Raw genomic sequence first — 21092 nt, forward strand, 5'->3', positions numbered from 1 at the left:
CTCCCGTTACGCCGCCTGGACTGCCGCATTCTCGTTGGCCACAGCGTCTCTCTGGCGAACGGTCATGTACACGTTGTAAGCCATGATCAGCATACCGCTCAGGAAAATCACACCACCAATGAATCGCACCAGATAGCCGCCTGCGGAGGCTTCGAGAGATTCTACAAAGCTGTAGGTCAGGGTGCCGTCCTCGTTGACCGCGCGCCACATCAGGCCCTGGGTGATGCCGTTAACCCACATGGCGACGATGTACAGAACCGTGCCGACCGTGGCCAGCCAGAAGTGCGTGTTGATCATCGCAGTGCTATACATTTCCCTCACGCCCCAGAGCTTGGGCACCAGGTGGTAGATGGCACCGATGCTGATCATCGCCACCCAGCCCAGGGCGCCGGAGTGAACGTGGCCAATGGTCCAGTCAGTGTTGTGGGACAGCGCGTTGACCGTCTTGATGGACATCATCGGTCCTTCAAACGTGGACATGCCATAGAAGGATAGAGACACCACGAGGAAGCGCAGAATCGGGTCGGTGCGCAGTTTGTGCCAGGCACCTGACAGGGTCATCATGCCGTTGATCATACCACCCCAGGATGGCGCCAGCAGAATCAGTGACATCACCATGCCAGCGGTCTGCGCCCAATCAGGCAGAGCCGAGTAGTGAAGGTGGTGGCCTCCGGCCCAGACGTAGGTTGCGATCAACGCCCAGAAGTGGACGATAGACAGGCGATACGAATAGACCGGCCGCTCGGCCTGCTTGGGCACGAAATAGTACATCATGCCCAGGAAGCCTGCGGTCAGGAAGAAGCCCACAGCGTTGTGGCCGTACCACCATTGCATCATCGCGTCGGTCACACCGGCGTACGCGGAATAGGATTTGAACGCACTGGCAGGCAGGGCCATGTTGTTGCCAATATGCAGGATGGCAACGGTGACAATGAACGCGCCGTAGAACCAGTTGGCCACGTAGATGTGGGGCGTACTGCGCTTCATGATGGTGCCGAAGAACACCAGACCGTAACACACCCAGACAATGGCAATCGCGATGTCAATCGGCCACTCAAGCTCGGCGTATTCTTTGGACGACGTAAGGCCGAGTGGCAGGGTGATGGCGGCTGAAACAATGATGGCCTGCCAGCCCCAGAAGGTGAAGGCAGCGAGTCCGTCGGATACCAGCCGCGCCTGACAGGTACGCTGCACCACATAATAGGCAGTGGCAAAAAGCGCGCTACCACCGAAACCGAAAATCACGGCATTGGTGTGCAGGGGTCGAAGGCGTCCGAAGTGAGTCCAGGGCAGGTCAAAGTTGAGGGCGGGCCAGTAGAGTTGCGCTGCGATCAGCACACCAAGTCCCATTCCCACAATGCCCCAGACTACTGTCATGATGGCGAATTGCCTCACCACCTTGTAGTTATATGTCAGGTTTGCATTAGCTGTGGTCATAGCCTTACCAAGTGGGTTCAAAGTGAGGAAAGATGCGGGCGCAAGTATGGAGAAACGCACCGCCGTTTGCAACGGAGTAGTCCACCCTTTGGATTCTGTCAAATCCGCCGGAATCAGCAAGATGGCGACAGTAGTATAGTATCTCGAAGCCGCCCATTCGACCTGAGGTGGCAGAAAAATATCCGCAGAATTCTGTTTTTTTCCAACCGGACCGGAGGCCGCGATGACAGCTATAAGGGTGTTCGAAAATCGCCCGGAAAACAAGATAACATGTACAAAAAATATAACTTTAATTCTCGCTCACGGTGCAGGAGCAGCCGCCGACTCAAAGTTCATGGAATCCATGGCCATCAGCCTGGCTCTGGGCGGTGTGGCAACAGTCCGGTTCGAGTTTCCGTATATGGAAAAGCGCCGGGCTGATGGTCGTAAGCGCCCGCCAGACCGTCAGCCGGTGTTACTGGCCCGGTACCGCCAGATTATTCAGCAGCTGGGCGCGCAGGAGAGAGGTGAACTGTGGATTGGCGGTAAATCCATGGGCGGGCGGATCGCCAGCATTCTGGCGGCTGATCCTGAACTGTCAGGCACTGTCGATGGCTGTGTTTGCTTTGGCTATCCGTTTCACCCGCCGGGCAGGCCCGATCGCTGGCGAGTCGAACACTTTGACCGGTTTCATTGCCCGGTGCTGATTGTTCAGGGCACCAGAGACCCATTCGGTAAAAAGGGAGAGGTACAGGCCTGCGATTCGGTGTCGGCTTCGACCTGCCGTATAAACTGGCTGGAAGGAGGTAATCATGATTTTCAGCCACTGGCCAGTCAGCGGGAAACGCCAGAGCAGATGATTGATTCTGCGGCCCGGGCCGCTGCGGCCTTCATTCTGGAAAACGGCTGAGGGATTATCCATGCGCGGGGCGGAGGGCAGATTTGTCAGTCTGGCTCAACGGCCTGAATGATCTGGTTCCGTCCGCCGACTTTTGCCCTGTAAAGCGCTTCGTCGGCCCGCCGGAAGAGCTCCCGGTCATCCTCATTCTGAAGTAGTGTTGCTGTTCCGGCACTCATGGTAATCGTGACGGGCCCATCAGTGGCGGTTTTTACAACCGACTGTTGCATATCTTCCAGAATGCGCTGGCATAGCCGGAGCGCGCCGGCGGCCTCTGTGCCGGGCAGCAGAAGCGCAAATTCTTCCCCGCCAAACCGGATGGCAACGTCCCGGGGTCGCTTGACGTGTCGGCTGAGTATTTCGGCAATATGCTTCAGGCAGGTATCTCCGAAATCGTGACCCCAGCGATCATTGACTGATTTGAAGTGGTCGGCGTCCAGCAGGGCCAGGGTCAGCGGTTGCCCGGTGCGACGGGATTCCGCACAAAGCTCCGGCAACAGGTTGTCCATATGCCGCCGGTTGTGCAGCCCGGTGAGTGAATCATTCAGGCTCATGGCAGCCAGTTGACGGTTGGCCTGTTCAAGCTCCCTCATGGTGGAACGAAGCTGTGAAGTGCGTTCGTGCACCTTCTGCTCGAGCTGGATTCGGGCATCGTGTTCAATATCCAGCAGTTTCTGGTTGAGCAGCCGCCAGCGCTGAACAATGGCGTAATTCAATAGCAGAACCTGGGTGCCAACGGCAACCTGCATGAAAATTTCCCGGGCCAGGAAATCCGTCAGGTAGCCAAAGGCCGCCAACGTGTAGATCAGTGTGCCGGCCAGCATGCCCGACCAGGCCAGCACATACCATTTGGCTGGCATGTAACCTTCACGCCAGCGGATAAAGCCGGTAATGAAGAGGCTGGCAATGGAGCTCAGGCCGACAATGGCATTGATAATGATCGACAGGCTGTAGGGCAAAACGAAAGCTAAAAGCGCCAGTGCACCGCTGAGCCATGCCTGGGCTTTGAGAAGCCGGTCGGCGAAGGTGTCTGGTGAAATGTCCAGGAACGAGCGGCCGAACAGGGTGATGGCCAGGGTGCAGACGGCGATAAGAAGCGGGATGGATGTATTGGCAAAGCCAGTACTGTTGGGCCAGAAATACTGGTTTGCAAAACCTCCCATGGCAAACAGGAACATGGCCAGTGATGCCATGTAAAAGGCGTTGTGAAAGTAGTAGATGGTACCGGAACTGAAATAGAGCAACAGGTTGAAAATGGCAAAGATGGCCAGAGCTCCGTAGAAGAGTCCATGCGCCAGGGTCAGATGATTGCTGTCGGCGATGATGACATCCGGTGTGGACAGCGACAGGGGTACGTTCAGGGCACCGGAACTCTGGATTCTGAGGGTCACGGTGGCGTTTTCACCGGCATTGAGCGTGACGGGAAACAGGTAATACCGGTAGTCTATGCCCCGTGACGCGAAGGGATGCTGGTCTCCGGTCATAATCTGCTGATCTGCGCTGTTGCCGGATATCCAGAAACCGATCTGATCGAGCAATGGGTAGTTGAGTTTCAGGTACCAGAATTGACGCGCATCCGAGAGGTTCGACACTTTGAGCTGTACCCAGTAAACCGAATCGGTCTGGCTGAATATCAGGTCATGTCCGTTGGCGGGTGTCCACTGCTGGTTACCAGGAAGCTCCGAGGGATCAGCCACGGAGTGCGCCTCATCGCCGGGCCCTGCTGCTACAAAGCAGACATAATGCATCAGTGCGTCGCGCTCGGCGGCGTTGCTGGCATCGAGCACAGGGCAGTCGCCTGTGGCTCCGTTGGTCTCATTGGCACTGAAACCCGTGATCATCAAGGTCGCAAAAACAAGCAGGCAGCGCAGATACGGCATTATTGTTGTCTCTGCCAGAATTAGGCGGCACAGTCTAGCCAATTTAGGGAGTTTGGTTTGTTAAACAGTTTCAAATCTGTCCACAAAGGCGGCAGTCACCTGATCGATGCTCCTGCCAGCCATCTGTGGAGCCAACACTGATGGAACAAATGGTGGTTTTCTGCCGGCCAGGGTTTGAAACAGACGCCGGGCGCGAACTGACCGAGACAGCTGCCGCTGTCGGTGCGTTTGGTTATTTCGAACCCGGAGCTCAGCCGGGCACTCTGTTTTTTAACCTGCCGGCGCCCGCAACCGCAGTTGATCTTATCAACAGTCTGCCGATTGAAGAACTGGTATTTGTCCGGGACTGGTTTTTGGTCGTTGCCGATATTGTGTTGCCCCGGGCGGACCGGGTTGGGGCGGTAGTAGAGGCGCTGAGGGACACAGGCGCCGAGCTGCCGGCCTGCAGCCGAGTGGAAATCCGGCTCACTGAAACCAATGACGACCATGACCTTGGTAATTTTGCCCGGAAATGGGTTTCTCCGCTGTCCAAAGCACTCAGGGGTGCCGGCGTTCTCGACGAGAATCCGAAGGCCGAGACACCGGCCAGGCTGGACCTGTTATTGCTGTCGTTCGAGCGGGTAATCATCGGGGTCAGCTTTGCCAGCAACCGCGCCCGCCATGCCAGTGGTATTGTCCGCCTGCGCTTACCTTCTGCGGCGCCCAGCCGGTCTGCCCTTAAGCTTGAGGAGGCGTGGAAAGTGTTTCTCCCGCCGGGCCGGGAACTGGACTACCTGGGTGGCGGCTGCCAGGCCGTGGACCTGGGTGCTGCACCGGGCGGCTGGACCTGGCAACTGGTCCGGCAGGGAATGCTGGTCACCGCCGTGGACAATGGCCCAATGAATGCAGAACTGATGGCTTCCGGGCAGGTAACCCACGTTCAGGCAGATGGCTATCAGTGGCGGCCCAGGCGCGGAGTGGACTGGATGGTGTGCGACATTGTTGACCACCCCCGGCGAACCACGAACATGGTGGTAGAGTGGCTGGTGGCGAAGCTGTGCCGGTATGTGATTTTCAACCTGAAGCTGCCCATGAAAAAGCGGTATGATGAGTGGGTAATTTGCCGGCAGATTCTCGAGGATGGGCTGGGTCAGGGCGACATGGTGTTCCGTATCAAAGCCCGTCACCTTTACCACGACAGGGAGGAGATCACCTGCTTTGTCGAGCGTCTGGACTAGGTTTACGCAGGGAACGGGCGTCAGTCACCATGCTTGAGCACGGTAATGATTTCGTCCCGGTCCATCATCGGGGTCAGTTCCGCCATCATGGCCTTGCGCTCGTCCGAGCCATGCCAGCGCAGCCAGTCTGCCTCGGAGCGCCAGTTAGCGAGGGTGAAGCGATGGTTCCGGTCGTCGGAGTCAACCAGGGTTTCGCCGGACACAAACCCCGGGGCACTCACGGCGCGTTGAAGGATACGGCGGGATCTTTCTTCGTAGACAGGTTCCAGGGATTCGGCAATATGGCGTTCAATCAGGACCCGGATCATTTTTCACCTCGGTTTATTTAGACATCTATAAACAATAATTTAGCACGTATTTTCTAAAAATCAGCCGAAACTTCGGAGGTTGCAGTGGTTGATCGTTCAAATGACAGTTCAGGCAAGCAGACCTGGGATGGCGAGCTGGATGCCCGGGGCCTTTTCTGCCCGGAACCGGTGATGTTGCTGCATAACCGGATAGAAGAAATCCGGGAAGGCCAGGTGCTGAAAGTGATTGCGACCGATCCGTCGACCACTCGGGATATTCCGCGCTTCTGTCAGTTCCTGAACCATCAGTTGCTGGAAAGCCTGGAACAGGACGGGAAATTCGTCTATTTCATACGCCGGGGGGCGTGATCTTTCCCAGGTGGCTGAGGAACTGATCCCGGTCCATCTCGCCCAATACCCGGGCATTGGCCAGTTCATTACCATTGGTGCCGTAGAACAGGATAGCCGGCGGGCCGAACAGCCCCAGCTCCTCCAGCATGGCCTGCTGTTCCGGGGTATTGTCGGTCATATCAAGTTGCAGCAGAACATAGGGTTCCAGTGCCCGAGTCACCTGCGGGTCACTGAACACATTGCGCTCCATGACCTTGCAGGAGATGCACCAGTCGGCGTAGAAATCCAGAACCACCGGGCTGTTGCTGCGGCTGGCCAGCCGCATCTGCTCGCGGATCTCCGCCGGGGATTCCACCCTGACGAATTCAGCATGGGCTGGATTGGCCTGTGGCGCGCCCGTGGCAATGGAGCGGGAAGCCATCAGGGGATCCAGCGGTCGCAGCGGATCGTTTGCGCCGGTCACCGCGCCGGTGAGAAGCGCCAGGCCGTAGGCAAACATGATCAGTCCAAACCCTTTGCGGGTGCGTTCCCAACCAGCTTTCGCAGCGTCAAAAGCGCCCAGCTGGACACCGGTGATGGCAACCAGCAGGCCCCACAGGCTCAGCGCCAGCCAGGACGGCACCAGGCGCTCGACCAGCCAGATCGCTACTGCCAACAGCATGACTCCGTAGAAAGCCTTGACCACGTTCATCCAGGGACCGGTTGAAGGCAATAATTTGCGCCCGCCCACAGCAACGAGGATCAGCGGGATGCCCATGCCGATACCAAGCGAGAACAGGGCCACGCCGCCGACAACCGCATCCTGGGTTGTGCTGATATAAAGCAGGCTGCCGGCCAGAGGTGCTGATACGCAAGGCGAGACAATCAGCGCCGAGAGGGCTCCGATGCCGAAAATACTGAACAGCCGGGTACCTGTGAGCTTCTGGCTGGCATCGCTGAGAGGGTCGCGAATAAACCGCGGCAACTGAATTTCGAAAAGATTGAACATGGACAGTGCGAAGACCACAAAGAGCCCCGCGAACACGCCCAGAACCCAGGGCGACTGCAGCTGAGCCTGAAGATTGAAGCTGGCCCCCAATAGACCGGTGATCACACCGGCAGCAGCATAGGTCAATGCCATACCCAGCACATAGCTGATTGACAGTAGCAGCGCGTGGCCAGTCGAGCTGGTGTTCCGTCCCGACACCAGCGAGGAGATGATCGGCACCATCGGCAATACGCAGGGTGTGAAGGTCAGCCCCAGGCCCAGTAGCAGGAACAGGCCGGCAATCACCAGGGTAGACTGCTGGGCCAGAAACCCTGCGAGTCCGGTCGCGGTAGAGGTGTCCTGGCTTGCACCGGTCCCGGAAGAGGCCGGATTTGCGGTTCTGCTATCGCCGGGGTTCGCGCCGTCGGCGTTGGCGTAATAAAGTACGTCCCGGGTCTGCGGTGGGTAACACAGTCCCGCTTTGGCGCAGCCCTGATAGGTGACTTCCAGCTCCGCCTCGCGGACGCCCGGTGGCAGGGTCACGGGCACTTTCGCCTGGACCGGGTCGTAGAAAACCGTGACCTTGCCGAAATAGTCGTCCTCGGTATCGGTGCCACGGTAAGAGAACCGGGGCTCGCCCAGATCAACTCCGTCTGTCTTGCTGGTGATTCCGACCCGGCCCTGATAAAGGTAGTGTTCTGGCGCTATATCCCAGCTCAGAACAACGCCGTCGTCTTGATTGCTGAAGGAAAAAGGCAGGGCTTCGTCTACCGGCAGAAAATCCGGGCCGCCGCCGAAAATTGAACCTGAACTCTGGCCATGGCCGGCGACAGGAAAGCCCGTCAGGACTGCCAGTAACAGCAGGTATCGCAGCACCGCTCTGGCAGGGGAGACCGTCTGCGTTGGAAATTTGCCTTGCTTCATCAATAAGGTACCGGTTCCGGATCTCTGTGAATGCCTTTTCAGCCAGCGACACTGTGATTTGCGTCAGGGTTTGCAGGCCGCCTATGGACTCGTTTTAGCCACTGAAGTTCCCTCTGGCATTAAAGCCACGAAAGTCGCACAATGGCCGTCCCATGACGCACGACCCGAATGATCTTATCATGCTGTTCAATGACCTGTTCCGTGAGCCTTATCGGACAGTTCTGGTCAAAGGCGGCGCCGAACCTGAGTACTTGCCCGCAGATAATGCTGATGGCTTTGCCCAGATTATCTTTGCTCACGACTATTATGCCAGTGCTTTGCATGAAATCAGCCACTGGTGTATCGCAGGTGAGCAGCGGCGCACACTCCGGGACTATGGCTATTGGTATTGCCCCGACGGGCGCAGCCGCCAGCAGCAACAGGAATTCGAGGCAGTCGAGGTCAGGCCACAGGCTCTGGAATGGTTATTTTCGGTGGCAGCCGGTTCGCGGTTTCATATCAGCGTGGACAACCTGTCCGGTGACGGCGGGGTGGATGAGGTTGTGTTCCGGAACCGCGTCCGGAACCAGGCAGAAGCGTATCTGGTTCATGGTATGCCCCGGCGGGCGCAGCGATTTTTTAACGCGCTCGGGACATTTTATGGAGCACCAGAAGATTTCCGCGTTGCCTGGAACAGAGAAACCGGCCGGGCGGAAACACAGTGGTTCGAGACAGACACAGAGGTAAGTTAAGCGGCTATGACATTCGAGACGACATCCGAGACGACACCCGGGATAGCACCAGATACCGCACCGGGAACGACACATGAAACTCCGGAAGCCAGCAAAACCCTGTTCAAGGATCTGAATCTGGACCAGCGTGTGCTTGATGCCATCACCGACATCGGCTTCAAGTACTGCACACCCATTCAGGCCGAAACACTGCCTTTTACCCTCGCCTGCCAGGACCTGATTGGCCAGGCCCAGACCGGCACTGGCAAAACGGCGGCTTTTCTGATTACTGCGATTCAGAGCATGCTGGAAACACCCATCCCGGAGCAGGAGCGTTTTGCCTCCGAGCCACGGGTGCTGGCGTTGGCGCCTACCCGGGAACTGGCCATGCAGATCGCCAAGGACGCCGAAGAGCTCTGTGGCTACACCGGCCATAACGTGGTCACGGTCGTTGGTGGCATGAATTACGATAAACAGCGTGACCAGCTGCAGAACGAAATCGTCGACATCCTGGTGGCAACGCCGGGCCGACTGATTGATTTCCTTGGCTCGCAGGACGTGTTTCTGGACCAGCTGGACATACTGATCCTGGATGAGGCCGACCGCATGCTCGACATGGGTTTCATTCCGGACGTCAAGCGCATCATCCGCAAGTGCACTCCCAAGGAAGACCGTCAGACCCTGCTGTTCAGTGCCACCTTTAATCAGGACGTGCTGAACCTGGCTTCCATGTGGACCCGCAACGCCGAGTTTGTGGAAATCGAGCCGGAGCAGAAAACGGCAGAACGGGTAGAGCAGACGGTTTACCTGGTGGGTGAGGACGAGAAACTGCCCGTTCTGGTGAATTACCTGAAAAGGCCGGAGGTGGAAAAAGCCCTGGTGTTCGCCAACCGCCGTGACCAGTGCCGCGATCTGGATGAGGACCTGCGAAACCAGGGGGTCAAGGTTGCGCTGATGTCCGGCGAAATTGCCCAGAACAAACGGCTGAAAACCCTTGAGCAGTTTAAGCAGGGCAGCATCCAGGTTCTGGTGGCAACGGACGTCGCCGGCCGCGGTATCCACGTTAACGGTGTTACCCATGTGTTCAACTACAACCTGCCCGATAACGCCGAGGACTACGTTCACCGTATCGGGCGTACAGGGCGGGCGGGTAAAACCGGCGTGTCTGTCAGTTTTGCCAGTGAAGACGACGCCTTCTCACTGCCGTCCATTGAATCCTATATCAGCCAGAAGCTGAGAACCGCAGTGCCCGACGAATCCCTGATGGCGGAAATGGACAAGCCGCCCATCACCCGGAAACGGGGCCGCCGTCCGCCGCAGGGCGGTCGAAGCCAGGGCTCGCGCACTGGCGGACAGCGACAGCGCAGATAAAACAGGCCGGATACCAGCACTATGCTTATCGTAGCGGACGAAAATATTCCCTTACTGGATTCCTTTTTTGGTGACATCGGTGATATCCGCCAGGTGCCCGGCAGAACCATGTCGGCCACGGATGTCCAGGATGCCGACATTCTTCTGGTGCGTTCGGTCACCCGGGTCAATCAGGAACTGCTGGCAAACAGCCGTGTCCGTTTCGTGGGTACCTGCACCATTGGCACTGACCATATTGACCAGCAATGGCTGGAGTCCGCCGGCATCAGCTTCGCGGCGGCTCCGGGCTGTAACGCCAACAGTGTGGCTGAGTATGTGTTGTCGGTTATCTCCCTGAGGGCGGAAAAACTGTGTGAAGATGACTGGACCCGCCTGAGTGTCGGCATCGTAGGTGCCGGCAATGTCGGTGGCGAACTGGCCCATAAGCTGGAACGCCTCGGGTTTGATGTTGTGATCTGTGATCCGCCGAGGGCCGAGCAGAGCGAGGAAGAAGATGCCAAAAATTTCGCCAGCCTGGATGAAGCACTGAAGTGCGATGTGGTGACCCTTCACACCCCACTGGTCCAGGAGGGAGACCATCCCACCTACCATCTGCTGGATGCATCGCGGCTGGCAGCATTGACGGCTGATCAGCTACTGATCAACACCAGTCGTGGCGAGGTGATCGATTCCGCTGCGCTGGTTGAGCGGCTGGCCGAAGCAAATCCTCCGACAGTGGTCCTGGATGTTTGGGAGCATGAGCCCAGAATCAACCCGGAACTGGTAGAACAGGCCTGGATCGCGACACCGCATGTCGCTGGCTACAGCCTTGAAGGTAAAGTGCAGGGCAGTGAAATGATCTATCAGGCGCTAAGCCAGTATCTTGGCCTGCCAGCGCGCAAGAAATCCGGTCAGTTTCTGCCGGAGCCTGCTTTAAGCAAACTGTCCTTTACCAGCGCTGCCAGTGAAATGGACGCCGCCCGGGTGGCTATCCGCTCCTGCTGTGACCCGAGGCGGGATGATGCCAGGCTTCGGCATAGCCTGGGCATGTCGTCGGATGAGCGAGGCCAGGCATTCGACCGCTTGCGTCGCCAGTACCCGGTGCGGCGGGAGTTTTCCAGCCTGAAAATTCAGCTCAAGGGCACCAGCAAGTCGGCCCAGGACACCTTCCGCGCCCTGGGCTTCAAGATCAAACTCTGATGGGTTCGCGGATACCGCTCAGAGCTGTGCCCTGGTCAGCGCGTCAATCCGGTCCTCCAGAGGCGGGTGGGTCATGAACAGTGCGCTCAGGCCACCCCGCGCGCCCCGGTTAATGCCGAACGCCTGAAGGGTGTCCGGCATCTGATCGGGGACTTCGCTTTCCTGTTTCAGTCTTTGTAAAGCACTGATCATGGCGCCGCGCCCGGCGAGCTGGGCACCGGCGATATCGGCCCGGAATTCCCGGCGGCGGGAGAACCAGAATACGATGGTGCTGGCGAGAATACCCAGAACGATTTCCGCGATGATGCTCACTACAAAAAAGCCGATACCGTGGCCGCTTTCATTGCGGAACACCACCCGGTCTACCAGCGAGCCGATCACCCGCGAAGCAAAGATCACGAAGGTGTTCACCACCCCCTGAATCAGCGCCAGGGTGACCATATCGCCATTGGCCACATGGCCAATTTCGTGGCCCAGAACCGCGCGAATCTCATCCTTGTTGAATCTGGAGAGCAGCCCTTCGCTGACAGCGACCAGGGCGTCATTCTTATTCCAGCCGGTGGCGAAGGCATTGGACTGACTGGCGGGAAAAATGGCCACTTCCGGCATGCCGATACCCGCGTTTTTGGCCAATTGTGCCACTGTGTCCACCAGCCAGCGTTCAGCGGGCGTTCTCGGTGACTCGATCACCCGGGCCTTGGTGCTCCATTTTGCCATCCTCTTGGAGATCAGCAGGGAGATGATTGACCCGGCAAAACCGAATACGGCGGCGAACGCCAGCAGCGAACCATACTGGATGCCATTCTGGGCCAGATAAGAGTCGACACCCAGCAGCCTGAGCGTCACGCTGGCAATCAGGATAACCGCGAGGTTGGTGCCAAAAAACAACAGAAGTCTCATGCTAAGCCTCAGTATTGATGAACGGACGGGCCGGTTTGATAACGGTTTCTGAAGCTTTTATACGGTCTGAAAGGCCAGGATCAAGAGGCTTACACCAATTTAATGATCCCGGAAAAACACCGATTGCATCACCTGGCTGATTCGGGCGGAACTGCCGCTTTTCAGCGCATCGCGAATCAGATGGATATGAGTTGACAGGTCGCTGCGCACCGCGGGAGGCAGGTTCGGGTCTGGTTCCGGGGGTGGGGGTTCGATGGCTGGGTCTGCCGGGGCGCTGAGGCGTATAAACGCTTTACGGGTCAGCACCGCCTGATCCAGGGCTTCCTGGCGGATGGTGTCTACGTAACGCAGAAACCCTTCCTCCGCGAGCCACAGCAGCGCGCCGAAGCAGGCCATATGACGCTTGCTGTGCAGGCCGAAGTCATCAGGATCATCGGGGCCGGCAATGTCCTCTACAAAAAGATTCACCCTCCGCGGAAAGGCGCCATAAAGCTGCACCAGTGTTACGGCGGTGTCCTTGTAGAATTCCTCGATATGAATGTCTGCCATAGCGCCTCCGTCAGACCCGATAGGAGGCCAGGAAGTGGGCCAGGCGTTTCATGGCATCTTCCAGGGCATCTTCCCGGGGCAGGAAGACCACCCGCAGATGCTGTTTGTCATCGATGTTGAATGCGGAACCCTGAACCAGAAGAATCCGCTCCTGGATCAGTAGATCCAGCACCAGCTTTTCGTCGTTCTGGATGGGGAAGCGCTTGGGATCCAGGCGGGGAAACATATACAGCGCCCCTTTGGGTTTGACGCAGCTGACGCCCGGAATGTCATTCAGCAGGTTGAAGGCGGTTTCACGCTGCTCGTAAAGCCTGCCGCCGGGGGCAACCAGATCATCAATGGACTGGTAGCCACCCAGGGCTGTCTGGATCGCCAGCTGAGCCGGAACGTTGGCGCAGAGCCGCATATTGGACAGCATTTCAATGCCTTCGATCAGGTCCTGTGCGCGGTGCTTGGCGCCGCTGATGATCATCCAGCCAGAGCGATAGCCCGCCGCCCGATAATTTTTGGACAGCCCGTTGAAGGTAAAGAAAAGAACGTCGTCCGCCAGTGAGGCCGTGGGAATATGCTGGGTGCCGTCGTAAAGAATCTTGTCGTAGATCTCGTCTGACAAAACAATCAGGTTGTGCTGGCGAGCCAGTTCGATGACCTGTTCCAGAAGCTCTTTCGAGTAGACTGCGCCGGTGGGATTGTTCGGGTTGATCAGGACAATGGCCCGGGTACGGCGGGTGATTTTTTTCTTGATGTCGTCAATGTCCGGAAACCAGTCCTGCTGTTCGTCGCAGCGGTAGTGCACAGGCTTGCCGCTGGATAGCGTGACGGCAGCTGTCCAGAGAGGGTAATCCGGTGCCGGTATCAGCACTTCATCCCCAGTGTTCAGCATGGCCTGCATGGACATGACGATCATTTCGCTGACGCCGTTGCCCAGGAAAATATCGTCGATGTCGACCTTGTCGATGCCGATCTGCTGACAGTAGTGCATCACCGCCTTACGGGCAGAGAATAGCCCTTTGGACTCTACATAGCCCTGGGCCAGCGGCATGTTATAGATCACGTCCTGCTGGATTTCCTCGGGAACGTCCAGATCAAAGGCTGCCGGGTTACCGATGTTGAGCTTCAGAACCCGGTGGCCTTCTTCTTCAAGGCGACGGGCTTCACGCAGAACCACGCCGCGTATCTCGTAGCACACGTTGTCCAGCTTGGCGGATTTCAGGTAGTTCTGCATAAGCCCGGGTATTCCTTGAAACGGTGTAAGTCGTTGATCTCGCAATTTCTCAGTGAGCCTGTATTCTAGCGGAGCAGAGGCATCGCACAACAGGTCAATTATGATGAATTGTGGCATAGGTGCCCGAATTTGATGCTTTTCATGACCAGAATGGGACGAAAATGGCTGAACAGACTGTCTACGATTTCACCGCAACCACCATCAAGGGCGAACCGCAATCACTGGAGGCTTTCCGGGGCAAAGTGTTGCTGATCGTCAATACTGCGAGCAAGTGTGGCTTCACGCCCCAGTTTGAGGGCTTGCAGGCGCTATACGCCGACCTGAAGGACCAGGGGCTGGAAGTGCTGGGTTTTCCCTGCAACCAGTTTCGCAACCAGGACCCGGCCGACGATCAGGCCATCAGCGAATTCTGCAGCCTGAACTACGGCGTCGATTTTCCCATGTTTTCGAAAATTGACGTCAACGGCCCGGACGCCCACCCGCTATTTCAGTATCTGAAACGGGAGGCCAGAGGTTTGCTGGGGTCGGAAGGTGTCAAGTGGAACTTCACCAAGTTCCTGGTGAACCAGAAAGGTCAGGTGGTGAACCGTTACCCGCCCACCACCAGGCCTGAAGCCATCCGTGCTGACATCGAGAAGCTGTTGGCATAGAGCGATCAGGTGCTAGCTTTCCGTCGGCGCCCAGCGCTCAATGACGGCCTTGAGGTCGGCACGGTTGTAAGGCTTGGTGATGTAATCATCCATTCCCGATGCCAGGCAGTCATCCCGGTCCCCCTGCATCACGTTGGCCGTGACCGCGATAATTGGCAGGGTTTTCCAGTCAGGGTTCTTGCGGATTAACTGGGTGGTTTCGTAGCCATCCAGAACCGGCATCTGGCAGTCCATCAGAATAATGTCAAAGTGGTCGTCGGCCGCCAGTATGTCCAGGGCCTGCTGTCCCTGGTCGGCGACCACCACTTCGTGTCCCAGCTTCTTGAGCATGCTGCTGGCAACCAGCTGGTTCACGTGGTTGTCCTCCACCAGCAGGAACCGCATGGATCGGGTGGGCGCAGACTCAGCGCGCTGGGTGTCGGTATCATAGCTTTCCGCGCTCTCTCCGATACCCTCACTGCGCAGGCCCGCGGCGACAGACAGCGAATACAGTAACTGGTCACGCACCAGAGGCATGGACAACCGGGCGTGGCCATCGGCTCTGGGAGTATCGCCAAACCGGTCAATGATCAGCACCCCTGCGCCGGACCAGGGCATCAGGTTATGGGCGTCGTCGGCATCATCGGCGGGGGCTAGAAGAATGCCCTTGCCACCCGCTGATGCCGCTCGGCAGGGAATGCCCCAGGTCTCCAGCTGTGAGCGAATCGGGCCGGCATGGGGATGGTCGTCTGCCAGTGCCAGGTCGACGCCCACCTGCTTCAGTTCCTCGGGGATTCTGGTTTCCATCAGTTCTTTCGGGCCGTCTTCCTCGACTGGCAGCGGCAGATTAACGGTGAAATGAGTCCCACGGTTCTTTTCAGAGTCCACCATGATCTGCCCATGCATACGCTCGACCAGCTGACGGCACAGTGTGAGGCCCAGGCCGGTGCCGCCGTATAGCCTTGTGGTATCGGCGTCTGCCTGGGAGAAGGGCGAGAATATACGGTGCAGACCTTCCTTGGACATGCCAATACCGGTATCGACGATATCAAACCGGACGTTGCCTTTGATCCGGGTAACCGCAACCCGGACCGAGCCGTGATCGGTAAATTTGATGGCATTGCTCAGCAGATTGTTCAGCACCTGGCGGGTGCGGGTCGGGTCGCCAAGAAAGGTTTCCGGCAGACGGCTGTCAATATCAGCGATGATATCGATCTGCTTGCGGCGGGCCTGTTGCGCGTGAAGGGTGGCACATTCCTCCACCAGGTTCCGCAAGCTGAACGGAATAGTCTCCAGGCTCAGCTTGCCGGCTTCGACTTTGGAAATATCAAGAATGTCGTTCAGCAATCCCAGCAGGCTCTGGCCCGCATTCAGAGCAATTTCCATTCGATTGCGCTGCTCGGGATGGGTCTCGTTTTCCAGGGACAGGCTGAGCATGCCCAGAACACCATTCAGAGGCGTCCGGATTTCATGGCTCATGCTGGCCAGGAAGTTGGCCCGGGCCCGTGCCCGGCGAACGGCATCTTCCTTGGCTCTGACCAGAGCCTTGTTGCCCCGCTGCAAGGCATCGTTCTTTTCGGAAATTTCTCGGGTGCGGTCGTCTACTTCCCGTTCCAGTTTGCCCGAATAGTTCTTCATGACAGCTTCCGCATCGCGAAGCTGGGCCAGGGTCCGGTCTATAGTCTCCAGGTGCCGGTTAATGATACCAACCATTACACCGATCTCATCCTCACGGTGGTTCGGTGGCACCGGCAGCCGTGCCTTTTCGGGGGTTTCAGCCTTGACGCGGCTGAGAGCATTTATCACGTTCAGCATGGGCCGGGTCAGTATGAAATAGAAGATGGCCAACAGTGCCAGTGTCAGTACCAGACTTTTCAGCAGACCACTGATGAGCGTATAGCCGGCCCGCTCGAGAAACAGCAGGCCGTAGTGGTAAGTGTCGATAGTAATGGTCAGGTGGCCGAGGGAAAGGTCACTTAACTGGGGAACTTTCAGTTCTTCGCGAAAACTCCGACTGGACCCGAAAAGCATGTCGCTGATCCAGCGATAGCCGGATTCGGGGCTGCTCTGACTGGCGGCGGCCATGGTCTGGCCATTGCTGTCGATAATCCGCGCGTCAATTGCCGCAGGGTGGCGTAGCAGGCCGTCAAGTAGCTCCTCGGCCAGCCGGATATCGATGTTGTAGGCAATCTGTGAAGCAGGGCTGTGGCTGATATCGATCAGTGCAGTGATTTCCTGCTCCATGGATTCCCGGGCGCTAAAATAATCCAGAGTGACCTGAATGACGTTCAGTATCAGCCCTAGAACCATCGCAATCAGCACGGTGTCCCGAGTGAGGCGAAAGGAAAGCCGTTTCTTGAAGGGTGTTGTCACAATGCGTTTCAGATCCCGCTTGGCGAAAAGTAGGGGTGGCCCGGCCCTGATCGTTGGTCAGTCATCATAGTCAGCTTTTTTGCGCCACTCGTCATCGTGCAGGAAGGTATCCCATTCGCGATCTAACTTGGATGTCCCTTCCTCAGCAGGCCGCTCCGCTCCATCTTTTTCCAGAGCTTCCAGTTCCTTGATGCGGGTACGAAAGCTCTTGACTGCCTTCACGGCCATTGGATTGTTCTTGGATTTGCCCATTTCGGTGCTGGCGAGATGATAAGCGTGAATGGCTTTGCGAATCTGGTTCTGCCGCACAAAATCCCGCGCCTGAAATACATGCAGGTCGGCATGGGTCTTGTGGACCAGAAACAGAACAAACCGGAGGTTTTTCTTGGCGGTCGGCCCGTCTATCTGGCCCGACTTGTGAAGACCTTCGATCAGTCTGAACAGATTCTGGAGTAGTTCCTGGACATAGTTTGATTTGTCCGGCGAGTCGATTCTGACCGGGGCACGCTGGTCATCGTCGCTCTCGACTTTCTGACGCAGATCGGCGAGGGAGGTCTGCCACTCAGCCACAGAGCTGCCCGCCTTCAGGGCGACAAGCCCTTTGCAGGACGCCTCCATACTGCGAATCAACAGCAGCTTCAGATCACGGGTAAGAAATTGCCCGGGTAACTCGGCCAGCAGACGGGCTGCTCTTTTGTAGCTGTCTTCAAAGGCGGTGACTTTTCGGGCCCGCTCGATGCGGGCACGTTCACGCATCTGTATGAACACGATCACAACGATTGATACTGTTACGATAGCTGCAAGCAGCAGCACGATCATAGTGGTATCCATGGTAGTTCAGACACTCCGACAGAATGGCGAGCCGCCAGATTACCCAGGCAAAAAGCCCGAGAATCCAGCTGTTAAAAGAAGATTAGCAGAAAATACCCAAAGTTACTGATAAGCAACCCGAAACATTGCGTCTTCATATCATTTCCATGAATTGCTAAGCTCGCCGTTATCACTATGATGAATAAAGAAACGTTTCCCCAGAGTGGCCTGACATGGATATTTCGCGCGTAGACCTTAACCTCCTTGTGTATCTGGACGTCCTACTGCGGGAACGCAATGTGACCAAAGCGGCCAACCACCTGGGAATTACTCAGCCGGCCATGAGCAATGGCCTGCGGCGGCTTCGGGATCTTTTCGGGGATCCCCTGCTGGTGCGAACCAGCGAAGGAATGACGGCCACAGAGCGGGCCTCCGAGCTTCAGCCGCTGGTGCGCAGTATTCTGTCGGATATCGAGCAGGCGGTTCATGAAAAAGCCGCCTTTGCCGCCATGGAGAGCCAGCGGGTGTTTCGCATCATGGCCAGTGACTACGCCGAGTCCTGCCTTATGCCCCGGGTGCTGAGACGCATCCGGCAGGAGGCGCCCCATGTTACCCTGGATGTTCTGACGCCCAGTGATGTGAGTTTCCTGGATGTGGAGCAGGGCCGCCTGGATATGGCGATCAATCGGTTCGATAAAATCCCCCAGTCTTTCCACCAGAAGACCCTCTGGACCGAATACTTTGCCTGTCTGATGAACGCGCGTAACCCGGTGCTCAGGGAGCCGTTTACACTGGATACCTATCTGGATGCGAGCCATATCTGGGTAAGCAAAACCGGATTTGGCGTGGGGGTGGGAGTAAACCCGAAAGACGTTCAGCGGCTGGGATGGGTCGATGAAGCCCTGTCACTGATGGGGCGCAAACGACAGATTTCGGTGTTTACCCGCCATTATCAGGTGGCGATGTTGCTGGCCGAGCAGCACGACCTGATCGCAACCCTGCCATCCAGAGCCGCCTGGCTTCAGAAGGACAATCCGAACCTGGTGGTCAAGGTGCCGCCGTTCGACATTCCGCCGTTCGAGCTGAAAATGGCCTGGAGTCCGCTGCTTCAACACAACACTGACCACCAATGGCTCAGGCGCCTGATTGCTGAAGTGGCCGAAGAGGTGGATGCGGAATTCGTGCCTTTCGGGGCTCAGTTTGAATCGGCGGGGTTGGCCAGGGTTCCCCACTCCGAGCGCTGACGCTGCGGCCTGGTTCAGAGCGGCAGCTGCCTCAGTTCAAGGGATTCACGGCCACCGTCCCACATTCGCTGAAAAGCATCCTCCAGTAGCTTCACACGTCCGCCGTGGGCAAAGCCGGCGAAGCCCCCCGGACCATCAAATTCGTGCCGATAGACGACGCCGTCGCGATCAGCCAGAAGAAAAGGCTGATCTTCGAGGGGGAGTTCGTCGTTGACGAGGCGAATCGCCATGTGGCTCGGCAGGCGGCGAGTGAGCTCTACCAGCCGGTGGCGACGTTTTATCAGGGGCTTGTCGTCGTGAATGAGAATTCTGACTTCACTGGCGCGATGGTGGCGGGCAAGGCCTGACAGCAGTTCCCGGAACCGGCTACGGTCATACAGATCATGTTCCAGGAAACGGTCGTAAAGCCACACGCGCTGGCGCGCCTGGCCGACGATGGAATCCATGAGCTGGATCAGCGACTGTTCATCATCAAAGAGCCAGGAGGTACTGTCTTCGCCGGAAATCATCGGGCGTGGATGATCGTCAAGGCGGGCAAGTACCAGCTCTGGCGCATAACAGCGCATATCAAAATGGGGAATGCCGGCGTCGTCGTAAGCATCGGAGCACAGATGGAAACCGGAAGCCTGATAGAAAGGAACCGCATGTTCCTGGGCAGAGAGCCGAAGCTCCGGGAATTCCTGGCCGGTTTCTGACATCAGATGGCGCAGAAGCTGCTGGCCAAAACCCTGACCGCGGAAGCCAGGCAGGATTGCCATGCGCCCGATGTGGGCAACATCACCCAGAGTCGAGAACACCCTGGCCACACCAATGGGTGTGTTGTCGGTCAGTACCATCAGGTAATGGTCGGCAATTTCGTCGGTGCTATCCCACTCAAGCGCCGGCGGCACCTTCTGTTCATTAATGAAAACCTGTTGCCGGATGTCTTTGATGGTGCCCGGCACCAGCTGCCAGCTGTATTTGCGTATCCGCCAGTTCATTGGAAATACCGTTCACTCAAAATGGCGTTCATTCAAAATATAGGGAGCCCTGATTGACCAGTGCGCAAAGCAGACCGCAGATTGCCTCATCTCCGGCATAGCCGGCCAGTGCTGCCATATCCGGACGCGCGCCCGCGCATAGAAGTTCTGCAATGGGCGTGGCTTCGCCACGAAGCAGATACTGCTCTCCATCCACGAACAGTGCGGTTTCGTCCTCGAAATCATAATAGGCGAAGCGGGAGCCTTCGTTCCAGCGGATCTGATTGTCGGCTGAAATAAGCTCGCTGACAGACTCCGGGGTCAGGGTTTCGTCCGGCGGCACCACGATCTCAAGGCTCTTGGGCGCCGTTGAGTACTGCCCGAACCAGAGCGCCAGTTGCCGGCGGTCCTGAAGCTTCTCAAGCAATTTGCGGCCAAGCTGATCGATAACCTGCGGGCTGATGGTGCCCGGGTTGTGTTGAACCTGAAGGTCGGGGTCGGACAGATGTTCGCTGGCGTCAGTGCGACTGCACAGGAAATCGGTAAAGCCGGTGAGCAGATCGTCGATGGTGGGTGCACGGAAACCGATAGACAGAGTGATGCAGTCGTTTTCGGCAATGCCGTGATGGCCGATGCCCGGCGGCAGATACAGCATATCGCCAGGGTTCAGGGTTACAGTTTCCTCCGGCGTCCAGTCTTTGAGAATGCGAAGGGGAGTGCCATCCACCCTGGGCGACGATTCGTCACAGCGGCCGCCATACTGCCAGGTGCGCTGGCCCTGGGCCTGCAGCAGGAATACGTCATACTGGTCAAAATGCGGCCCCACGCTGCCGCCTTTCGGAGCGTAGCTGGCCATGATGTCATCCAGCCGCCAGTTGGGGACAAAACGGAATTGATCCAGCAGGTCGGCAATCTCCGGTACCCAGTGGTCCAGGCCCTGCACCAGCAGGGTCCAGTGGGTTTCTGGTAACTGGCTGAAACGCTCGGGCTCGAAGGGTCCGTTGTGCAACTGCCAGGGTTTACCTTTATCGTCTTCAACAACGATGCGGGATTCGACCGCGTCTTCACAGGCCAGCCCTGCCAGCTCATCAGCAGAAACCGGGCACTGGAAGCCCGGAAAGGCCTGACGAATGACCCTTGGCTTTTTCTGCCAGTTTTCCCTCAGAAAGTCTTCCGCTGCCAGGCCGCCGGGGAGTTTCATGG

At 57.5% G+C, this 21092-nt stretch carries 19 protein-coding genes; 8 read left to right on the forward strand and 11 right to left on the reverse strand.

Going from position 1 to position 21092, the window contains the following annotated elements:
• Positions 1 to 6: 6 nt before the first annotated feature.
• A complete protein-coding gene (ccoN, locus tag E5Q11_RS02390) occupies positions 7 to 1437 on the reverse strand; it encodes a cytochrome-c oxidase, cbb3-type subunit I (RefSeq protein WP_135801794.1) in 1431 nt (476 codons plus the stop codon).
• A gap of 223 nt (positions 1438 to 1660) precedes the next feature.
• On the opposite strand from ccoN, the gene E5Q11_RS02395 reads away from it, so the two are divergent.
• A complete protein-coding gene (locus E5Q11_RS02395) occupies positions 1661 to 2326 on the forward strand; it encodes an alpha/beta family hydrolase (RefSeq protein ID WP_168215593.1) in 666 nt (221 codons plus the stop codon).
• Between the two features lie 35 nt (positions 2327 to 2361).
• Here the strand turns inward: E5Q11_RS02395 and E5Q11_RS02400 are convergent, their stop codons facing one another.
• Positions 2362 to 4194 (reverse strand): sensor domain-containing diguanylate cyclase, encoded by a 1833-nt coding sequence (locus tag E5Q11_RS02400; protein WP_135801796.1) that lies wholly within the window; start codon positions 4192 to 4194, stop codon positions 2362 to 2364.
• Between the two features lie 140 nt (positions 4195 to 4334).
• Between E5Q11_RS02400 and rlmM the strand changes: the two genes are divergently transcribed.
• Entirely contained in the window at positions 4335 to 5411 is a 1077-nt protein-coding gene (gene rlmM, locus E5Q11_RS02405; protein ID WP_135801797.1) for a 23S rRNA (cytidine(2498)-2'-O)-methyltransferase RlmM, read from the forward strand.
• Positions 5412 to 5431: 20 nt separating this feature from the next.
• Here rlmM and E5Q11_RS02410 read toward each other — a convergent pair whose 3' ends face one another.
• Complete coding sequence (locus E5Q11_RS02410) at positions 5432 to 5719, reverse strand: antibiotic biosynthesis monooxygenase family protein (protein WP_135801798.1); 288 nt, start codon at positions 5717 to 5719, stop codon at positions 5432 to 5434.
• Between the two features lie 171 nt (positions 5720 to 5890).
• Between E5Q11_RS02410 and E5Q11_RS02415 the strand changes: the two genes are divergently transcribed.
• Positions 5891 to 6067 (forward strand): sulfurtransferase TusA family protein, encoded by a 177-nt coding sequence (locus E5Q11_RS02415; protein ID WP_263641511.1) that lies wholly within the window; start codon positions 5891 to 5893, stop codon positions 6065 to 6067.
• Here the strand turns inward: E5Q11_RS02415 and dsbD are convergent.
• Positions 6048 to 7940 carry a protein-disulfide reductase DsbD gene (gene dsbD / locus E5Q11_RS02420; RefSeq protein WP_135801800.1) on the reverse strand — a complete coding sequence of 631 codons (1893 nt, stop codon included), beginning with the start codon at positions 7938 to 7940 and terminating at the stop codon, positions 6048 to 6050. The two genes, E5Q11_RS02415 and dsbD, sit on opposite strands and share 20 nt — an antisense overlap.
• Before the next feature lie 152 nt (positions 7941 to 8092).
• On the opposite strand from dsbD, the gene E5Q11_RS02425 reads away from it, so the two are divergent.
• From E5Q11_RS02425 to pdxB, 3 genes are read left to right on the forward strand one after another with little or no spacing between them, the layout of a single operon-like run.
• Positions 8093 to 8671, forward strand: coding sequence for an elongation factor P hydroxylase (locus tag E5Q11_RS02425; RefSeq protein ID WP_135801801.1), 579 nt, complete (start codon positions 8093 to 8095; stop codon positions 8669 to 8671).
• A 6-nt stretch (positions 8672 to 8677) separates the two neighbouring features.
• Positions 8678 to 10021, forward strand: a complete 1344-nt coding sequence (locus tag E5Q11_RS02430; protein WP_225314967.1) for a DEAD/DEAH box helicase — start codon at positions 8678 to 8680, stop codon at positions 10019 to 10021.
• 21 nt (positions 10022 to 10042) lie between these two features.
• A complete protein-coding gene (gene pdxB / locus E5Q11_RS02435; protein WP_135801802.1) occupies positions 10043 to 11200 on the forward strand; it encodes a 4-phosphoerythronate dehydrogenase PdxB in 1158 nt (385 codons plus the stop codon).
• 18 nt (positions 11201 to 11218) lie between these two features.
• On the opposite strand, the gene htpX is transcribed toward pdxB, so the two are convergent.
• The 3 genes from htpX to E5Q11_RS02450 form a co-directional block, all read right to left on the reverse strand.
• On the reverse strand, positions 11219 to 12100 hold the full coding sequence (gene htpX, locus E5Q11_RS02440; RefSeq protein WP_135801803.1) for a protease HtpX: 882 nt from the start codon (positions 12098 to 12100) through the stop codon (positions 11219 to 11221).
• A gap of 99 nt (positions 12101 to 12199) precedes the next feature.
• Positions 12200 to 12649 carry a hypothetical protein gene (locus E5Q11_RS02445; RefSeq protein WP_135801804.1) on the reverse strand — a complete coding sequence of 150 codons (450 nt, stop codon included), beginning with the start codon at positions 12647 to 12649 and terminating at the stop codon, positions 12200 to 12202.
• 10 nt (positions 12650 to 12659) lie between these two features.
• Positions 12660 to 13874: a pyridoxal phosphate-dependent aminotransferase gene (locus E5Q11_RS02450; protein ID WP_135801805.1), complete on the reverse strand. Its 1215-nt coding sequence runs from the start codon at positions 13872 to 13874 to the stop codon at positions 12660 to 12662.
• Positions 13875 to 14035: 161 nt separating this feature from the next.
• Here E5Q11_RS02450 and E5Q11_RS02455 point away from each other — a divergent pair, with 161 nt between their 5' ends.
• Positions 14036 to 14524 carry a glutathione peroxidase gene (locus E5Q11_RS02455; protein ID WP_135801806.1) on the forward strand — a complete coding sequence of 163 codons (489 nt, stop codon included), beginning with the start codon at positions 14036 to 14038 and terminating at the stop codon, positions 14522 to 14524.
• A 12-nt stretch (positions 14525 to 14536) separates the two neighbouring features.
• Here the strand turns inward: E5Q11_RS02455 and E5Q11_RS02460 are convergent, their stop codons facing one another.
• Together E5Q11_RS02460 and E5Q11_RS02465 are read right to left on the reverse strand one after the other, a co-directional pair.
• The gene (locus tag E5Q11_RS02460; protein WP_225314966.1) at positions 14537 to 16876 is read right to left on the reverse strand and encodes a hybrid sensor histidine kinase/response regulator; all 2340 of its coding nucleotides are present in this window, start codon (positions 16874 to 16876) and stop codon (positions 14537 to 14539) included.
• Between the two features lie 57 nt (positions 16877 to 16933).
• Positions 16934 to 17707 (reverse strand): hypothetical protein, encoded by a 774-nt coding sequence (locus tag E5Q11_RS02465; protein ID WP_135801807.1) that lies wholly within the window; start codon positions 17705 to 17707, stop codon positions 16934 to 16936.
• A gap of 212 nt (positions 17708 to 17919) precedes the next feature.
• Between E5Q11_RS02465 and E5Q11_RS02470 the strand changes: the two genes are divergently transcribed.
• Entirely contained in the window at positions 17920 to 18930 is a 1011-nt protein-coding gene (locus E5Q11_RS02470; RefSeq protein ID WP_135801808.1) for a LysR family transcriptional regulator, read from the forward strand.
• Positions 18931 to 18944: 14 nt separating this feature from the next.
• Here the strand turns inward: E5Q11_RS02470 and E5Q11_RS02475 are convergent, their stop codons facing one another.
• Both E5Q11_RS02475 and E5Q11_RS02480 read right to left on the reverse strand, forming a co-directional pair.
• Positions 18945 to 19910 carry a GNAT family N-acetyltransferase gene (locus E5Q11_RS02475; RefSeq protein WP_135801809.1) on the reverse strand — a complete coding sequence of 322 codons (966 nt, stop codon included), beginning with the start codon at positions 19908 to 19910 and terminating at the stop codon, positions 18945 to 18947.
• Positions 19911 to 19938: 28 nt separating this feature from the next.
• Positions 19939 to 21090, reverse strand: a complete 1152-nt coding sequence (locus E5Q11_RS02480; protein WP_135801810.1) for a cupin domain-containing protein — start codon at positions 21088 to 21090, stop codon at positions 19939 to 19941.
• Positions 21091 to 21092: the final 2 nt, after the last annotated feature.

The organism is Marinobacter confluentis (assembly GCF_004785685.1).
Lineage (GTDB): Bacteria > Pseudomonadota > Gammaproteobacteria > Pseudomonadales > Oleiphilaceae > Marinobacter > Marinobacter confluentis.